Genomic DNA, 17,040 nt, shown 5'->3' on the forward strand with positions numbered 1-17,040 from the left:
AATGGGGAGCGATGAAGTTCAAGATCTTCGGACGGGAGCCGACCCTGGTGATCGGGGTCATCGCGGCCGTTCTGTCCATCCTGGTGTGTTTCAACCTCGACTTCCTCAGCGCCAAGCAGGCGGCCCTCATCGTGGTCGCGCTCAACGCCCTGCTCGGCGCCCTCAACGCGCTGGCCGTACGGCCCATCCCGCCGGCCGCGGTGACGTACTTCGTGGGGGCGGTCGCGGCGCTGCTCGCCGCGTACGGCCTGGACGTGACGCAGGAGCAGGTGGGCGCGGTCAACGGCGCGTTCATCGCGATCCTCATGTTCCTCACCCGTGGCCAGGTCACCCCGGTCGCCGACCCGCGCCCGGTCGACGGCGTGATACCGGCGGGCGTGACCGTGCCGGACGCCGCGACCGAACCCACCGGCCCGATACCGGCGCAGCCCGTGCCCTCAGGGCGTGCGGCTGACGAGTAGACCTCGGCTCCGGGCCGCCCCGGCCAAGGCGCCGGCGTCGATCACGGCGGCGCCGCCGGGGTCGTTGTTGAAATAGACGAACGTGTCGAGCGCCGGGTCGATCCGGTCCAGCCAGGAACGCAGCGCGGCCCGGCCGTAGCGAGGCCAGGGCCGTGCCGCGCCCTCGTGCAGGCGCAGGTAGCCGAAATCCGCCGTACGCCACAGTGGAGTGACCGGCCGCCCCTTGCGATCGGCCCAGCACAGCGCGGCATTGTGGCCCGCCAGCACGGCCCGCGCCGGCTCGGTCCACCACGACGCGTGGCGCGGCTCCACCGCGACGCGTACGTGCGGCGGAAACTGGGCGAGCGCCTCCTCCAGCGCGTCCAGGTCGGCCCGCAACGTGGGCGGCAGCTGCAGCAGCACCGGGCCGAGCCGGTCGCCGAGCGCGGACGCCCGGTCGAGGAAGCGGGCCACCGGCTCCTTCGGCTCCCGCAGCCGCCGGATGTGCGTGAGGTAGCGGCTGACCTTCACCGCGACGCAGAAGTCGTCGGGCGTACGGGCCCGCCACTGGGCGAACGTGTCCCGCTCCGGCAGCCGGTAGAACGCATTGTTGACCTCTACGGTGGCGAAGTGCGCCGCGTAGTGCTCCAACCAGCGCCGCTGCGGCAGCCCGTCCGGGTAAAACCGGCCGCGCCAGTCCCGGTACTGCCATCCCGACGTACCCACGACAATCATGGCCAGCCCAGTATCCCGCGTACGCGGGGTGGGCGCTGCGGGGCGGGCGCCGCGCGCCGGGTGGGCGCCCGCGCGCCGCGTCGATCAAGGGTTTGTGCGTCGATCAAGGGCGAATGGTCGTGGATCGGAGATCAAAGCACGACCGTATGCCCTTGATCGACGGCAAAGTCCTTGATCGACGCAGCCGGCGCCGCGGGCGGGGCGCGGGCGGGGCGGCGTGGGCGGGGCGTGGAGTACGGGGGTTAGGCGGCGGCGGGGAGTTGGGGGTGGGGGTCCAGGGGGCGCCTTCGCCGTCCATGCGGTAGTAGAACGGGGAGCCGGGGCGGATGTCGCCGCGCGCGACGCGCTGGCCGGTGAAGGCGGACGCGTACACCGCCGCCACCAGCTCCACAGTGGACCTCGCCGCGCTGGCGGTGACGGGTGGGGCGGCGCCTTCCTCCAGGGCGTCGAGGATGGCGGTGTACTGCGCGATGTGGCCGCTCTTCCGGCCCTTCGGGCCTTCGGACCAGGCGGCCGCGACGGCGTCGGCGTGTCCGGGGGCGGGGGTCACGGTCCAGTCCCGGTCGTGGTAGCCGTACAGGTGCTCGAGCTCCACTGTGGCGTGTGCGAAATCGAAGCGCAGGTAGCTGGTTTCGCGCGGGGAGAGCAGGCTGTTGACGACCGACGCTACCGCGCCGTTGGCGAACGTGACGATCGCGCAGGACAGGTCTTCGGTGGCGGTGGGGCGGGCCTGGCGGGCGGCGACGGCGATGACGTCGCGCCATTCGCCGAGGATGGACAGCAGCAGGTCCATCTGGTGGATGCCGTGTCCCATGGTTGGACCGCCGCCTTCGACCTCCCACCGTCCGCGCCAGGGCACGGTGAAGTAGTCGTCGGGCCGGTACCACAGCGTGTGGCACACGGCGGTCAGCGGCGGGCCGAGCCGTGGGTCGCCGACGAGCCGGCGCAGCGTCACCGCGCCGCTGCCGAACCGGTGTTGGAACACCGTGGCGAACGGGGCGCGGTCGGTCTCGGCCGCGATGATCTCGTCCAACTCCGCGAGGCTCAGCGTGGGCGGCTTCTCGCACAGAACCGGGATGCCGTGTTGCAGGCAGGCGACCGCCTGGGCGCGGTGCAGGCCGGGCGGCGTACAGAGGGTGACCAGGTCGGGCTGCTCGCTGCCGAGCAGCGTGGGCAGGTCGGCGTGCAGCCGGGAGACGTCCCACTTCGCGCCGAACGCGGCCAGCCGGCGCAGGTCGACGTCGGTCGCGGCGACGATCCGCGCCCGCCCGCCGAGCCGCCGGATGGCGTCCGCGTGGACGCCGGCGACGCCGCCCGCACCAACGAGAGCGACGTCGAACGTCCTCATTGGATAGTCACCTCCGTGGTGAGTTGGCGGCCGTGGCCGACGGTGCGTTCCGGGCCGACCAGCCGCACGGGTACGGCGTGCCGGTGGTCCGCGCTGGACGCGGACAGCCGCAGCTCCAGCGCGCCGGGCTCGACCACCCGCCGGCCGGAGCGCCCGGTGAACGAGGACAGGTCGGCGTGCACCCGGAAGTCCACGCGGCGCGCCTCGCCCGCGGCGAGCGGCACCCGGGCGTACCCGATGAGCCGGACCACCGGGCGGGTGATCTGCGCGATCGGGTCGTGCAGGTAGAGCTGGACCACGTCGACGCCGGCGCGCTCGCCGGTGTTGCGGACGGTGAGCGAGACGGTGACCGCGCCGTCGGTGGCGACGTTGGTGGGGCGCGCGGCGTCCACCGGCGCGCCGTCCACGCACAGGTCGTCCCACGCGAACGTCGTGTACGACAGGCCGTGCCCGAACGCGTACAGCGGGGTCGGGTCGACCGACGTCACCGTGCCGGCGTGGGCCAGCAGCGGGCCGAGGTAGGTGGACGTCCCGCCGCCGGGCCGGCGCGGCACGCCGACCGGGAGCCGGCCGGACGGGCTGACCCGGCCGGACAGCACGCCGGCCACGGCGGGACCGCCCTCCTCGCCGGGGAAGAACGCCTGCACGGTCGCGGCGAGCCGGTCGGCGTACGCGCCCAGCGCGTAGGGTCGCCCGGCCAGCAGCAGCGCGACGACCGGCGTACCCGTGGCGAGCAGTGCCTCCAGGAGGCGGCCCTGGACGCCGGGCAGCGCGAGGTCTTCGGCGTCGCAGCCTTCGCCGGACGTGCCGTGGCCGAAGAGGCCCGCGCGGTCGCCGAGCACCGCGACGCACACGTCGGCGGCCTCCGCGGCGGCCGCGGCCGCCGCGATCCCGGCGACGTCCGGACCATCCACATCACATCCGGGTACGTGGATGAGGGCGGCCCCGGGCAGTTCGGCGCGCAGGGCGGCGAGCGGGGTGGGGATGTCGATGCCGGCGGACAGCTCCGGGTGCTGGGAGCCGACGTGGCTGGGGAACGTGTAGCAGCCGAGCATCCCGGTGATGACGTCGGCGAGCGGGCCGACGACCGCGACCCGCGCGTCCGGCCGCAGCGGCAGGGTGCCGTCGTTGGCGAGCAGCACCACCGACTCCTCGGCCAGCTCGCGGGCGAGCGCCCGGCTCGCCGGCGGGTCGAGGTCGATGCCGCCCTCCGTGACGCCTTCGAGCCTCGCCGGCAGCGGCTGCCACTCCGGGTCGAGCAGGCCCAGTTCGACCTTCTGCCGCAGCACCCGGCTGGCGGCGCGGTCGATGAGCGCCTCGGGGACGGTGCCGGCGCGTACCGCGTCGACGAGGTCGGGGCCGAAGCTGCGTACGGTGGGCAGCTCGACGTCGAGGCCGGCGGCCAGCGCGAGCGCGGCGGCCTCGACCTCGTTCGCGGCGATGCCGTGGTGCATCCGCAGGAACGACACGCCGAAGTAGTCCGCGACCACGGTGCCGGTGAAGCCCCACTCCTCGCGCAGCACCTCGGTGAGCAGCCAGGGGTCGGCCGCCGCGGGCACGCCGTCGATGTCGACGTACGCGTGCATGACGGACCGGGCGCCGCCGTCGCGGAGCGCCATCTCGAACGGCGGCATCAGCACGTCGGCCAGCTCGCGGCGGCCCATGTGTACGGGGCGAAGTTGCGGCCGCCGATGGAGGCGGAGTAGCCGGCGAAGTGCTTGAGGGTGGCCACCACCCCGGCCGATTCGAGCCCCCGGACGAAGCCGGTGCCGACGGTCGCGACCAGGTACGGGTCCTCGCCGATGCTCTCCTCGGTGCGCCCCCAGCGCGGGTCACGGGTCACGTCGAGCACCGGCGCGAGCCCTTGGTGCAGGCCGAGCCGGCGCATGTCGGCGCCGATCCGGGCGGCCATCCGCTCGACCAGGTCGGGGTCGAAGGTGGCGCCCCAGGCCAGCGGCGTCGGGTAGACGGTGGCGCCCCAGGTCATCAGGCCGGTCAGGCACTCCTCGTGCGCCACGGCGGGGATCCCGAACCGCCCGGCGGCGACGATCTCGCCCTGCAGGCGGGCGAGCGCCCGGGCGCCGAGGGCGGCGTCGACCGGCGTGGTGCCGAACGGCCGGGTGAGCTGGCCGAGTCCACTGCGGACGAGCGCGTTCCAGTCGAGCGTGTCGTCGACCATCTCGTGCTGCTGCGGGGCCAGGTCGTCGGGGTTGGCGTTCGCGCCGAGCCAGAGGCTGTAGAGCTGGGCGACCTTCTCCTCCAGCGTGAGCCGGCCGAGGAGGTCGGCGACCCGCTTCTCCGCGGGAAGGCTCGGGTCCTGCCAGGGCCCGGGGCCGGCAACCGCTTCCCCGACGGTGGCCGTTGTCTGTTCGCTCACGGAGGGGCTCTCCTGTCGTTTGGGCATGTTCCGGTAGCCGCATGCACCCCCACGTGCTGCGCGGCCGCAACGCTCGGACGTCTTTTCGGGAGCTTTCCGGAAACTCTAACGAACGTCGAGCGATCTATGTTGCCTTACGGTAACGCTTGGTTCCGCCGAACGATAGGGCTTGACCGCCAGTTCACGCCGTCGTAGCGTGCGCCACATCACGACGAATTATCGGGCCGACGCCGAAAACTTCCGGGCGCCGGTGTCGGCCCTAGTCCAGGCGTACGTAGGACCCCCGGCCGGCGCGAGGCGTGCGCGCCGGCATTTCTGAAGGGACGGCACATGACGACCCCACGTACTTCTCGCGCAGACACATACTCGGCCTCGCCGGCCTTGGTGCCGGCGCGGTCATCCTCGGCGGCTGCTCCGACGACGACAGTGGCGGCGGCTCCAGCGGCACGGCCGAAATCGAGTGGTGGCACATCGCGAACACCCCGCCGATGCTCCCGGTCTGGGACGAGCTGGCGAAGTCGTACCAGAGCAGCCACACCGGGGTCACCATCAAGATCACCCCGCTGGAGAACGAGGCGTACAAGGCCCGGCTCACCACGGTCACCCAGGCGGGCACCCCGCCGGACCTCTTCCACACCTGGGGCGGCGGCGTACTCAAGCAGCAGGTCGACGCCGGGCTGGTCAAGGACATCTCCGCCGACATCGCCGACGTCAAGTCCACCCTGACCGGGGTCGCGATGGGCCGTACGAGTTCGACGGCAAGTCGTACGGGTTGCCGGTTGACCAGGGCATGATCGGGTTCTGGTACAACAAGAAGCTCTTCGCGCAGGCGGGCATCTCCACCCCGCCGGCCACCTGGGGTGACCTGCTCGCCGCGGTCACCAAGCTCAAGGGCGCCGGCGCCACGCCCATCGCCCTCGCCGGCAAGGACAAGTGGCCCGGCCACTACTACTGGGCGTACCTGGCCATGCGGATCGGCGGCCTGCAGCTGCTCCAGCAGGCCGGCGTGGACGGCAAGTTCGACAGCCCCGACTTCGTCGCCGCCGGCACGCGCCTGAAGGAGCTGGTCGACCTCCAGCCGTTCCAGAAGGGCTTCCTCGGCGCGGAGTACGGCAGCCCGGACGGCCAGGCCGCGACCATGGGCAACGGCAAGGCGGCGATGGAGCTGATGGGCCAGTGGGCGCCGTCGGTGCAGAAGGAGGCGTCCGGCAAGGGCCTCGGCGCCGACCTCGGCTTCTTCCCGTTCCCCGCGGTCGACGGCGGCAAGGGGTCGGCCAGCGACGCGTTCGGCGGCGGTGGCGGCTTCGCGGTCGGCAAGGACGCGCCGAAGGAGACGGTCGACTTCCTGAAGTTCCTGGTCTCCGTCGACAGCCAGAAGAAGGAGGCGGCGACCAACGCGATCGTGCCGGTCGTGAAGGGCGCCGAGGAGGCGCTGACCGACGCCAACCAGAAGGTCGTGGCGCAGACCCTCGCCTCCGCGACCGGATTCCAGCTGTACCTGGACCAGGCGTACGCGCCCGAGGTCGGCCAGGAGGTCAACGAGCAGGTGGCCCAGCTCATGGCCGGCAAGAGGAGTCCGGAGCAGGTGACGAAGGCCATCACCGAGACGGCGCAGCGGTAAATGTCATCCAGCACAAGTGACCGGGTCGGGGCGGGGCGTGCCGTGGAGGTCGTAGACCGCACGGCGCCCCCGCCCGCCGGGGCGTCACCGGAGGCCGGCGCACCCACGCGCCGGCACCGGGGCGGCCGGATCCTGACCATCGTCCTGTTCCTGCTGCCGGCGCTGGTCCTGTTCGGCACGCTGGTCCTGCTGCCGATGCTGCTCGCGATGTACACGAGCCTGTTCGACTGGAACGGGTTCGGCGGCCGGCCCACCGACTTCGTCGGGCTGGAGAACTTCCAGCGCCTGCTCACCGACGACATCTTCGTCGGCGACCTGCGTCGCGGGCTGCTGCTGATCGTGCTGTCGCTGCTGATCCAGCTTCCGCTGTCGCTCGGCATCGCCATGCTGCTCAACCAGAAGCTGCGCGGCCGGGCGTTCTACCGGCTGCTGTTCTTCGTGCCGTACGTGCTGTCCGAGGTCATCACCGGCGTGCTGTTCACGATGGTCTTCTCGCCCAACCGCGGGTTGGCGGGCCACATCGCGGGCTGGTTCGGCTTCCACGACATCGGGGCGACCTGGCTGTCCGACCCGGAGACGGTGATGTACTCGCTGTTCTTCGTGATGACCTGGAAGTACTTCGGCTTCCACATGATCCTCTACCTGGCCGGCCGGCAGAGCATCCCGAACGAGCTCATCGAGGCGGCCCAGGTGGACGGCGCGGGGAGCTGGCAGGCGTTCCGCCACGTCACCCTGCCGCTGCTCGGCCCCACGATCCGGATCAGTGTCTTCCTGTCCGTCATCGGCACCATCCAGCTCTTCGACCTGGTGTGGGTGCTCACCGGTGGCGGGCCGCTGCACGCGTCCGAGACACTCGCCGTCACGATGTTCAACGACGGCTTCCGGCGCTCCGACGTCGGGTACGCCAGCGCGACCAGCATCGTGATGCTGCTGATCAGCCTGGTCTTCGCCTTGTTCTACCAGCGCTTCATCATGCGCCGCGACATCGAGGGAGCGGTTACGGTCATGCAGGGCAAGAAGTGAAGACGGGGGCTGCCCGGGTCAAGGGCGTGGTCCTCCAGGTGATCGTCTGGGTGATCGCGGCGGTCATCATCGTGCCGATCGCGTTCGGCGTCATCGGCGGCTTCAAGGACAACGCGCAGCTCTCGGAGAACCCGTTCGGGCTGCCGTCGCCCTGGGTCGCGTCGAACTACACCGACATCCTGGTCTCGGAGAACTTCTGGCGGCCGCTGTTCAACAGCACGCTGATCGCGCTGGTGACCACGTTCGTGACGGTCGGCGTCTCCGCGATGGCGGGGTACGTCTTCGCGCGGTACGCGTTCCGCGGCCGGGAGTTCATCTTCACGCTCTTCACGATCGGGCTGATGTTTCCGTTCGCGGTGGCGATCCTGCCGCTGTTCATCCTGCTGCGCACGATGGGCCTGCTGAACAACCCGCTCGGCGTGATCCTGCCGCAGGCCGCGTTCGGGCTGCCGGTGACGATCATCATCCTGCGCTCGTTCTTCCGGACCATCCCCGCCGAGGTCGAGGAGGCGGCGATCCTCGACGGCTGCACCCCGTTCGGCTTCTTCTGGCGGGTACTCCTGCCGATGGCCCGGCCGGCGCTGGCCACGGTGTCGGTGCTGGCGATCGTGGCGAGCTGGAACAACTTCATGCTGCCGCTGGTGGTCTTCAACGACCCGAGCTGGTGGACGATCCCGATCGGGGTGCGGCAGTTCCAAGGGCAGTACTCGGACGACACGGCCCGGGTGCTCGCGTACGTGGTGCTCGCGATGGTGCCCGCGCTGGGCTTCTACGCGGTAGCGGAACGCCAGCTCATCGGCGGCCTGGCAACGGGGGCGACGAAGGGCTGAAGGGGTGTTAGGAAGGGACCCTTGCTATGCAAAAAGCGTTAACAAGGGGCCCTTCCTTGCTCCTTAGACGGGGACGTTGAGGGTGGCGACGTAGCCGGCGGAGACGCTGCCGGTCACGGTGGCCAACTGGTGTACGGCCTTGTCGTCGCTGAAGACGTTGTCGGTGGCCAGCGTGGTCTGCTTCATGTTGCTGACGCTCTGCTCGTAGCCGTCGGTGGCGTACACCGTGTTGCACACCGCCTCGGGCAGGGCGAGCTGCGACGTCGCGATCTTGTTGTCCGACGACGTCGCCTGGTCCAGGCTCGGGTAGACCTCGAAGTGGACGTGCGGCCACCGGCCCGAATAGGCGGCCGGGAAAATGCTCGTGAACGTCACCGTGCCGTCGTTTCCGGTCTCCTGGACGCCGCGCAGGTAGTTCTCGTTCGTGACGGCCTGGGAGTAGAGCGAGTAGTTGCCGTCGCGGTCGCAGTGCCACAAATAGACGGCCGCTCCGGAAAGAGCCGCGCAGTCGTTCGCGGTGTCCGTCAGGGTCAGCTTGATGGTCAGCGGCACGCCCTCCGCGGTGCCCGACGCGGAGCCGAAACTCGACCGGATGTCGCTGCGCACGATGCCGCTCTGGCTCAGCACGTTCGGGCCGTTGGAGCCGTCGCCGGGGTACGGGCCGGCCGTCTCCTCGGGGATCTCCTCGCAGCTCCCCGATGCGGCGGTCGAGGTCGCGGCCGGCGTGGTCGCGGTCGCGCTCGTCGGGGTCGACGTGGCGGTCGCGGTGGGCGACTCGTCGTCGCCGCACCCGACGAGCGTGGCGACTCCGGCGCCGGCGAAAAGTCCGAGGATCCGGCGCCGATCCCACAGCGTCGACACGTCGAATTGCAGCCCGCGGTCGTGCAGGTCATCGTGACTCATGTTTATTTTCCCTTTTGTCCCGACTCGGTGTTGGCCGTGACTATACCGAGGGACCGCTTGCCAGAATGGTCCGCGTGACGATCCGGACGCTGCTCGGCCCGCTGGCCAGCGGCAGGACGTACCGGCGCGGGGTGCACCTGCTGCTCGGTGCGGTGATCCTGCTGCCGTACGTGTTGCTGGGGGTCACCTTCGCGCGGATGCTGACCGGCCCGCGCGAGTACCGTGGCGCGGCGCTGCTGCTGCTCGCGGTCACCGGGGCGATCGCCGCCGTGCCGGCGTTCATGCGCGGCACCCGGTCGCTGGAGATCGCCGCCGCCCGCGCCCTGCTCGGCGTCGACCTGCCCGACCCGCCGGCCGCGCCGCCGGCTCGGGAGACCCGGGTACGCGGTGCGCTCTGGTTCGGCGTCCACCTGGTGGCCGGCGGAGCCGTGGCGGCGGGCCTGCTCGTCGCGGTGCCGATGGCGTTCATCTTCGTGGCGGAGCTGTTTGGCGTGGCCACCGAGGCCACCGAGGGACTGCGGATCGGCCAGCCCTGGCTGTCGCTGCTCGGGGTGCTGCTCCTGGTCGGCATGGCGTACGCCGTCGCCGGGCTCGGCGCGCTGGCCGCCCTCATGGCGCCGGTGCTGCTCGGCCCCTCACCCGCGGAGGAGATCGCGGCCCTGGCGGCCCGCGCCGAGCGGCTCGCCGAACGCAACCGGCTCGCCCGCGAACTGCACGACTCGGTCGGGCACGCGCTGACCGTGACCACGCTCCAGGCGGCGGCCGCCCGGGAGGTGCTGGACAGCGATCCGGAGTTCGCGCGCCGGGCGCTCGCCGCGATCGAGGACGCCGGGCGCGGGGCGATGGCCGACCTCGACTACGTGTTGGGCGTACTCCGGGATCGGGAGGACGAGCGCCGCGCGCCGCAACCGACGCTCGCGGACCTGGACCGGCTCGTGGCCGACGCCCGGTCGGCCGGGGTGGCGGTGCGGCTGGAGCGTGGGCCGCTCGACGCGGTGCCGGCGGCGGTGTCCCGGGAGGGGTACCGGATCGTGCAGGAAGGGCTGACCAACGCGGCCCGGCACGCCGGCCGGGTGCCGGTGACGCTGCGGGTGGCGGCGGCGAATGGCACCCTCGACATCGACGTGGCGAACCCGCTTCTCGCCCCAAAAGGGCAGCCGTATACCCGGCTCGGCGGGCATACGGCTGCCCTTTTGGGAACAGGGCGCGGGCTCGCCGGGATGCGGGAGCGGGTGACGCTGTTGGGCGGGCGGATGACCGCCGGCCCGGAAGGGGGAGCTGGCGCGTGGTCGTGAGGCTGCCGATATGACGGCCGTTCTTATCGTCGACGACGACGAGCTGATCCGGGTCGGGCTGCGGGCGATCATCGGTGCGCAGCCCGACCTGTCCGTGGTCGGCGAGGCGGCGGACGGCGCCGAGGTGCCGCCGCTGGTGGCCAAGCTGCGGCCGGACGTGGTGCTGATGGACGTGCGGATGCCCGCCGTCGACGGCATCCAGGCCACCCGGCACCTGCTGGCCACGTCCGCCGATCCGCCGCGGGTGCTGGTGGTCACCACGTTCGAGAACGACGAGTACGTCTACGAGGCCCTGCGCGCCGGCGCGAGCGGGTTCCTGCTCAAGCGGGCCCGGCCGCAGGAGGTGGTCGACGCGATCCGGGTGGTCGCCCGCGGCGAGTCGCTGCTCTTCCCGACGGCTATCCGGCGGCTCGCGGCGGCGTACGGCGGGGGCGGCCGGGACGGGCTGCGCGGCGCCAAGCTGACCGAGCGCGAGGCCGGGGTGCTGCGGCTGATGGCGGCCGGCCGCTCCAACGCCGAGATCGCCGCCGAGCTGGTGGTCGGCGTCGAGACCGTCAAGACCCACGTCGGCAACGTGCTGACCAAGCTGGACGCCCGCGACCGCACCCAGGCGGTGATCCGCGCGTACGAGTCCGGCTTCGTCCTCCCACGCGCGGGGAGGACGTTCACTAGCGGGCGGGAAGACCCGGGGCACGGCCCGGCGGCAGGGTCGGGGTATGACTGCTCGACTTGTCGCGGGGTGGGCCGCGGTGTACGGGACGTTGGCGCTTTTCTGGACGGCCACCGGGCGGGGGTTTCCGTTCGGGGAGAACGATCCGGACGGCGACGCGAGCCTGCTGCGCGGGCTCCCCGCCGAGGCCGGCGCGCCGCTGTTCGCCGCGGTCCTGGTCGCGACCGCGGTCGCGGCCGTCGGGATGGCCGGCCAGCCGCGGGTACGCCTGCGCGGCGCGCCCCGCACGCTCCTGCTCGCGTTCGGCTGGACGGTGGTGGCCGCGCTCCTGCTCGTCGTGCCGGACGCGCGGCTGCTGACCGTCGCCGGGTACGCCCCGATGCTCGTCATCGGCGCGCCGTTCGGCTGGCCGGACGTGGACTACGCGGAGATCTTCACCTGGCCGCTGGCCAACATGGCGTTCAGCGTGGCAGGCGGTCTGCTGCTCGCCCGTGCGCTGCTGAGCTGGCAGTTCCGCACCGCCGGCGCGTGTGTCTCCTGTGGACGGAGCGGTCGTGCCCGCGGGTGGGCATCGGTCGGGTCCGCCGCCCGCTGGGGCCGCTGGGCCACATACCTGGCCGCGGCCATCCCGGTGGCGTACGCGCTGACCCGGTTCGCCTGGCTGGCCGCGGCGCTGCTCGGCTGGTCCGACGGGCACCTGGAGGAGTTCGACGGCGACGCGGTCGTGTGGGTGGGCGCCGGGCTGGGCGCGTTCGCTGTGGTGGGCGCGGTGCTGACCGTCGGCCTGGTACGCCCCTGGGGCGAGGTGTTTCCGCGCTGGGTGGTCGGGCTGGCCGGCCGCCGGGTGCCCGTCATGCTGGCCGTGGTGCCGGCGACGGTCGTGGCCGTCTTCGTGACCTCGGCGAGCCTGGGGCTGCTCACCTCCGGCGTGCTGTGGGACCTGGCGGCGGGGGAGGGCTCGTGGCTAGCCCTCCCGATGCTGCTCTGGCCCGCCTGGGGCGCCGCCCTAGCGTTGGCTACCCTGGCCCACTACCTCCGCCGCCGCGGCGCCTGCCCGCGTTGCGGTTTGAGTGGTTAGGAAGGGCCCCTTGCTATGCAAAAAGCGATAACAGGGTGCCCTTCCTTTCACTCGGTGGGGTCGTAGGCCAGCCAGTCGAAGCGGACCGTGCCGGCGGTGGCGTACATGCCCAGCACGCGGCCGGTGAACCCGCCCGCGACCTCGGTGGACAGATAGCGCCCGTCCAGCTCGTCCAGCACGACGAAACGGCCATCCACGGTTTCGTAGCCGAGGCGGACCACGTCGGGCTCCTGGCGGGGGTGGTCGGGGCTGGGGTCGGACGCCTGGGTCTCGATCCGCAGCACGAGCGGGCCGCCCGGCAGCGGCCGGCTGGCGCGCAGCTGCTGCGCCGGGCCGATCCGGATCCGTACCCGCACCTCGCCGTCGCCGGCCTCGACCTCGTAGTGGTGCTGCTCGTCGAGGCGTACGGCGAGGCCGCCGCGGCCGGCGCCGGCGTCGACGAGGGCGCGCACCCGGCAGGAGTGGTGCTGCTGCCGGCGGCCGACGAACGTCACCGAGGCGTCGTCCAGGGACCGGTCCTGGGCGTGCAGGGTGAGCCAGCCCGGCGGGTCCTTGAGCGAGTGGGTGAGCGCCGGGCGGGCCCGCACCGAGATCCACTGTGGATGGAGGTCGGCGCCGTCGAAGTCGTCCCGGGCCGGCGGCAGCGGCAGCGGGTGGGCGGGCAGCCCGCCGGTCATCGACGGGCCTACCTCGCCGACGACCGGCCAGCCGTCGACCCAGGTGACCGGCGCCAGGAACGTCTCCCGGCCGAGCACGTGCCAGCCGGGCGTGCCGCCGCGCGGGCGGGTGCCGAGGAACACCAGCCACCACGAGCCGTCGTGCGCCTGGATCAGGTCGCCGTGGCCGGTGTTCTGGATCGGATGGTCGGTGCTGCGGTGGGTGAGGATCGGATTGGCCGGGCACGGCTCGAACGGGCCGTCCGGGGCCGGGCCGCGGGCCACCGAGATGCCGTGGCCGGCCTCGGTGCCGCCCTCGGCGATCAGCAGGTACCAGAGGTCGCCGACCCGGTACAGGTGCGGCGCCTCCGGCCACTGCGCGCCCGGCGTACCCGACCAGAGCCGGCGCGGCGCCTCCAGCGCCGCACCGGTGGCCAGGTCGACGCGGACCTGCCGGATGCCCGCGTACGTGCACCAGCAGGTGCCCTCGTCGTCCCAGGCGAGGTCGGGGTCGATGCCCGGAACGCCCGGGAGCCGGACCGGGTCGGACCACGGGCCGGCCGGATCGGTGCTGGTCACCACCAGCGTGCCGGCGTGCGGCACGTTGGAGGTGATCAGGTGGAACCGGCCGTCGTGGTGGCGCAGGGTCGGTGCGTACACGCCGCCGGAGGACGGGGTGGTCGGCGGCAGGTGGAGCTGGGTGGGGCGGTCGAGCGCGTTGCCGATCTGCTCCCAGTGCACGAGGTCCCGGCTGTGGAAGATCGGTACGCCGGGGAAGTACTCGAAGCTGGAGCAGGCCAGATAGTAGTGCTCCCCGACCCGGCAGACGCTCGGGTCGGGGAACATGCCGGCGATGACGGGGTTGCTGAACGTCCGGATCGTTGGCCTCCCGTCGATGCGTGGTGGGCTACAGGCTAACCTCAGCGGCCCGCGAGGGTCAGGCTGTTGCTCACCGCCTGGTACGCGGGCTTGGGCGCGAAGTTCTCGTCGAGCAGGTTCGCGGCGCCCTGCCCGCTGAAGAAGCCCGGTACCCAGGAGTACTTGTCGGTGAATCCCCAGACGGTGAACGAGACGCACCGCTTGGCGAGCAGGCACGCCTGCAGCAGCAGCGTGTAGCCCGCCGCCTGGGCCTGCAGCTTGGGGTTGTCGACGGGGAGGATCATCCGCACGTCCACCTCGGTGAACGCGGTCTCCAGGCCGAGCTTCTCGAAGCGCAGCACGTTGTCCAGGGCGGTGCCGTCGAAGCCGTACTGCACGCCGAGGTGGCCCTGCATGCCGAAGCCGTGCACCGGCACGCCGTCCTTGCGCAGCTGCTTGGCCAGCTCGAAGTACTTGGTGCTCTTGGCGTTGATGCCCTCGACGTTGTAGTCGTTGAGGTAAAGCTTGGCCTTCGGGTCGGCCTGGTGGGCCCAGCGGAACGCGTCGGCGATGTAGCCGGGGCCGAGCATCCGCAGCCAGAACGTGTCGCGCAGGTTGCCGTTGTCGTCGATGACCTCGTTGACGACGTCCCAGCCGTACACCTTGCCGCGGAAGTGGCCGGCGACCGTGTAGATGTGCTGACGCAGGATCTGGCGCAGCTCGGCGGCGTCGATCTCGCCGGAGTTGACGCCCGACGTGAGCCAGGCCGGGTTCTGGTTGTGCCACAGCAGGGTGTGCCCGCGTACCTGCTGGCCGTTGCGGCGGGCGAAGTCGACCAGCTCGTCGGCGGCGGCGAAGTCGGAGACCCCGCGCTCCGGTTCGAGGAACTGCCACTTCATGACATTTTCGGCGGTGACGCTGTTGAACTCCGCGGCCACGCGCTCGCGGTAGGTGGTGTCGTCGGCGAGGGCGGCCATGTCGACCGCGGTGCCGATGCGGACGCCGGTGCGCTTCGCCAGCGCGCGCAGGGTGCTGGCGTCGCCGCCGTGGGCTGCGATGGCGGCGGCCTCCGGAGCGGCGGCGGGCTTCGCGGGCGCGGCCGGCGCGCCCTGGGCGTTGAGGGAAACGAGGACGGCCGCGGCCACGGCGGCGCCGGCGACCACGCGAGTCACCTTCATGGGAATCCCTTCGAAGAAAAGCTTCCGGAACACTTCCGTAACTCGTTTGGAACGCTAGGGCCGTCTATGCGGGTCGTCAAGCCCCGGGCGTGCGGCAAGATTGCGGGCGAGGGCCGGCAGGCGGGTCGATTTCGGCTCGGAAGTGTTTCGGTCGTAGGCTGACACCCTCGACGAAGGAGCTGATCGTGACGGTCGACGAAGGGCGCAGGATCACCATCACCGCGATCGCGCGTGAGGCCGGCGTCTCGGTGCCGACCGTCTCGCGCGTACTCAACGGCCGGTCGGACGTGGCGCCGCAGACCCGCGAGCGGGTCGAGGAGCTGCTGCGGCGGCACGGCTACCGGCGCCGGGCGGCCCGCCCCCGGGTCAGCGCGAGCCTGATCGACCTGGTGTTCAACGACCTCGACAGCCCATGGGCGGTGGAGATCATTCGCGGCGTCGAGGACGTCGCGCACGCGGCCGGCGTGGGCACCGTGGTCTCCGCGATTCACCGGCGAACCGCTTCGACCCGCCAGTGGCTGCAAAACCTGCGTACCCGTGCCACCGACGGCGTGGTCCTGGTCGCCAGCGACCTGGCCCCGCCGGTGCACGCCGAACTGCGCCGGCTCAACGTGCCGATGGTGCTGGTCGACCCGGCCGGAGTGCCCACATTGGACATCCCGACGATCGGGGCGACCAACTGGACCGGCGGGCTGCGCGCCACCGAGCACCTGCTGTCGCTGGGCCACCGGCGGATCGGCTTCATCGCGGGCAGCCCGCAGATGCTGTGCAGCCGGGCCCGGCTGGACGGCTACCGGGCCGCCCTGGAGGCCGCCGGCGAGCCCATGCGCGACGAGCTCATCCAGCCGGGCGACTTCTACCACGAGTCCGGGCTGGAGGGCGCCAAGGCGCTGCTGGCGCTCGACGAGCCGCCCACGGCCATCTTCGCCTCCAGCGACCAGATGGCCTTCGGCGCGTACGAGGCGGTGCGCCAGCGCGGCCTGCGGGTGCCGGACGACGTGAGCGTGGTCGGGTTCGACGACCTGCCGGAGGCGCGCTGGTCGTCGCCGCCGCTGACCACCGTCCGGCAGCCCCTCGCCGAGATGGGGCTGCTCGCGGCGCGTACCGTGCTGCGGCTGGCCCAGGGCGAAGCGGTGGAGACACCGCGGGTCGAATTGGCGACGGACCTCGTGGTCCGGGACAGCACCGCCACGCTCGGATGAAGGTATTTCCGGGAGATTACCGGAAGAGCGTTGACCGGGACCTCGACGGTCTTCGATACTGAGCGCGGGTGTGGCGCGGTGGACTGCCCAGCCACCGCGCCGCGCCCCTCCGGAACGCTAGAAGGCCAGCAGGAGCGTCGCCGTGGTCGCCAGGCCCGCGGCCACCACGACGGTGATCGTGGTGGGGTCCAGGGCTACGTGGCGGCGGTCGGCTACCACCTTCGCGGGCCACAGGCCCACCAGGGGGGCCACCAGCGTCACCACCAGGGCCAGGACGGGGAGGCCCACGGCCAGGTCGCCGCCGTGTTCGCGGCCCAGCCAGAGCGCGGCCTCGCGCAGGCCGACGGCCACGCCGGCCCCGACCGCGCTGAGCAGCACCAGCAGCGGGTACGCCTGCCGCGACATCCGCCCCGGCCGCCAGGCGTCGTCGATCAGCCGCAGCGCGCCCTCCAGCACCTGGTGCGGGTTGTACGCCTCGCCCTGCGGCGCCGGCGCCGGCGGAGGCGTGCCGCCGTACCGGGCCGCCACCGGGCCGAGCCGCCGGATCGTGGTGCGCCACACCTCGTCCGCCTCGGCGTCGACCCGTTCGACGAGCTGCTGGGCCCCCGCCACCGACTCGGTCGCCGCCGCCACCGCGGCCGCCGCCTCCCGGGTGGCCCGCTCGACGGCGGCGACCTGCCGGGCGTACCACTCGGTGGCCTCGGCCCGCTGGGCGTCCACCCCCGCGTACGCCCGGGCCAGCTGCTCGATCGCCGCTCGGTAGCTCATGGCCGTCCTCGCTTCGCTGCGGGCGGCCACGAGGCTCCATGCGCGCTGTGCCAACTGA

16 protein-coding genes and 1 pseudogene are annotated in these 17,040 nt (G+C 72.2%); 9 read left to right on the forward strand and 8 right to left on the reverse strand.

All coding sequences use genetic code 11. From position 1 onward, the window contains the following. The first annotated feature begins 11 nt into the window (after nucleotides 1-11). Nucleotides 12-461: a hypothetical protein gene (locus Prum_RS38470; protein WP_178132682.1), complete on the forward strand. Its 450-nt coding sequence runs from the start codon at nucleotides 12-14 to the stop codon at nucleotides 459-461. On the opposite strand, the gene Prum_RS38475 is transcribed toward Prum_RS38470, so the two are convergent. The 4 genes from Prum_RS38475 to Prum_RS52660 all read right to left on the reverse strand — a co-directional run bounded on the left by Prum_RS38475 (nucleotide 438) and on the right by Prum_RS52660 (nucleotide 4,900). Continuing rightward, on the reverse strand, nucleotides 438-1,175 hold the full coding sequence (locus Prum_RS38475; protein ID WP_173081688.1) for a DUF72 domain-containing protein: 738 nt from the start codon (nucleotides 1,173-1,175) through the stop codon (nucleotides 438-440). The two genes, Prum_RS38470 and Prum_RS38475, sit on opposite strands and share 24 nt — an antisense overlap. A gap of 103 nt (nucleotides 1,176-1,278) precedes the next feature. Beyond that, a complete protein-coding gene (locus tag Prum_RS38480) occupies nucleotides 1,279-2,523 on the reverse strand; it encodes a Gfo/Idh/MocA family protein (protein ID WP_173081690.1) in 1,245 nt (414 codons plus the stop codon). Then, a complete protein-coding gene (locus tag Prum_RS52655) occupies nucleotides 2,520-4,187 on the reverse strand; it encodes a glycoside hydrolase family 3 C-terminal domain-containing protein (RefSeq protein ID WP_281369087.1) in 1,668 nt (555 codons plus the stop codon). The genes Prum_RS38480 and Prum_RS52655 overlap by 4 nt, the downstream gene beginning before the upstream one ends. Further along, on the reverse strand, nucleotides 4,157-4,900 hold the full coding sequence (locus Prum_RS52660; protein WP_281369088.1) for a glycoside hydrolase family 3 N-terminal domain-containing protein: 744 nt from the start codon (nucleotides 4,898-4,900) through the stop codon (nucleotides 4,157-4,159). Before Prum_RS52660 ends, Prum_RS52655 begins: the two co-directional genes overlap by 31 nt. A gap of 299 nt (nucleotides 4,901-5,199) precedes the next feature. On the opposite strand from Prum_RS52660, the gene Prum_RS54130 reads away from it, so the two are divergent. The 4 genes from Prum_RS54130 to Prum_RS38500 are packed head-to-tail and all read left to right on the forward strand — an operon-like array spanning nucleotide 5,200 to nucleotide 8,374. Continuing rightward, nucleotides 5,200-5,694 carry an extracellular solute-binding protein gene (locus Prum_RS54130; protein ID WP_281369089.1) on the forward strand — a complete coding sequence of 165 codons (495 nt, stop codon included), beginning with the start codon at nucleotides 5,200-5,202 and terminating at the stop codon, nucleotides 5,692-5,694. Beyond that, nucleotides 5,691-6,521 (forward strand): extracellular solute-binding protein, encoded by an 831-nt coding sequence (locus Prum_RS38490; protein WP_281369090.1) that lies wholly within the window; start codon nucleotides 5,691-5,693, stop codon nucleotides 6,519-6,521. The genes Prum_RS54130 and Prum_RS38490 overlap by 4 nt, the downstream gene beginning before the upstream one ends. Before the next feature lie 42 nt (nucleotides 6,522-6,563). Further along, complete coding sequence (locus Prum_RS38495) at nucleotides 6,564-7,544, forward strand: carbohydrate ABC transporter permease (RefSeq protein ID WP_246278378.1); 981 nt, start codon at nucleotides 6,564-6,566, stop codon at nucleotides 7,542-7,544. Then, a complete protein-coding gene (locus Prum_RS38500) occupies nucleotides 7,541-8,374 on the forward strand; it encodes a carbohydrate ABC transporter permease (protein WP_173081694.1) in 834 nt (277 codons plus the stop codon). Before Prum_RS38495 ends, Prum_RS38500 begins: the two co-directional genes overlap by 4 nt. Before the next feature lie 63 nt (nucleotides 8,375-8,437). On the opposite strand, the gene Prum_RS38505 is transcribed toward Prum_RS38500, so the two are convergent. After that, complete coding sequence (locus Prum_RS38505) at nucleotides 8,438-9,277, reverse strand: intradiol ring-cleavage dioxygenase (protein WP_173081696.1); 840 nt, start codon at nucleotides 9,275-9,277, stop codon at nucleotides 8,438-8,440. 74 nt (nucleotides 9,278-9,351) lie between these two features. Here Prum_RS38505 and Prum_RS38510 point away from each other — a divergent pair, with 74 nt between their 5' ends. From Prum_RS38510 to Prum_RS38520, 3 genes and pseudogenes are all read left to right on the forward strand, one after another. Continuing rightward, a complete protein-coding gene (locus Prum_RS38510; protein WP_246278379.1) occupies nucleotides 9,352-10,572 on the forward strand; it encodes a sensor histidine kinase in 1,221 nt (406 codons plus the stop codon). 10 nt (nucleotides 10,573-10,582) lie between these two features. Next, nucleotides 10,583-11,221: pseudogene (locus Prum_RS38515) on the forward strand (response regulator); the annotation flags it as partial. A 67-nt stretch (nucleotides 11,222-11,288) separates the two neighbouring features. Next, the gene (locus tag Prum_RS38520) at nucleotides 11,289-12,320 is read left to right on the forward strand and encodes a hypothetical protein (RefSeq protein ID WP_173081698.1); all 1,032 of its coding nucleotides are present in this window, start codon (nucleotides 11,289-11,291) and stop codon (nucleotides 12,318-12,320) included. A 47-nt stretch (nucleotides 12,321-12,367) separates the two neighbouring features. Here the strand turns inward: Prum_RS38520 and Prum_RS38525 are convergent, their stop codons facing one another. Together Prum_RS38525 and Prum_RS38530 are read right to left on the reverse strand one after the other, a co-directional pair. Further along, entirely contained in the window at nucleotides 12,368-13,900 is a 1,533-nt protein-coding gene (locus Prum_RS38525; protein ID WP_308785449.1) for a glycoside hydrolase family 43 protein, read from the reverse strand. Beyond that, nucleotides 13,897-15,012 (reverse strand): endo-1,4-beta-xylanase, encoded by a 1,116-nt coding sequence (locus Prum_RS38530; RefSeq protein ID WP_173081701.1) that lies wholly within the window; start codon nucleotides 15,010-15,012, stop codon nucleotides 13,897-13,899. Before Prum_RS38530 ends, Prum_RS38525 begins: the two co-directional genes overlap by 4 nt. Before the next feature lie 185 nt (nucleotides 15,013-15,197). Between Prum_RS38530 and Prum_RS38535 the strand changes: the two genes are divergently transcribed. Next, nucleotides 15,198-16,214, forward strand: coding sequence for a LacI family DNA-binding transcriptional regulator (locus Prum_RS38535; protein ID WP_173081703.1), 1,017 nt, complete (start codon nucleotides 15,198-15,200; stop codon nucleotides 16,212-16,214). A 117-nt stretch (nucleotides 16,215-16,331) separates the two neighbouring features. On the opposite strand, the gene Prum_RS38540 is transcribed toward Prum_RS38535, so the two are convergent. Next, nucleotides 16,332-16,982, reverse strand: a complete 651-nt coding sequence (locus tag Prum_RS38540; RefSeq protein ID WP_173081704.1) for a hypothetical protein — start codon at nucleotides 16,980-16,982, stop codon at nucleotides 16,332-16,334. Nucleotides 16,983-17,040 lie beyond the last annotated feature (58 nt).

The organism is Phytohabitans rumicis, from assembly GCF_011764445.1.
Taxonomy (GTDB): domain Bacteria; phylum Actinomycetota; class Actinomycetes; order Mycobacteriales; family Micromonosporaceae; genus Phytohabitans; species Phytohabitans rumicis.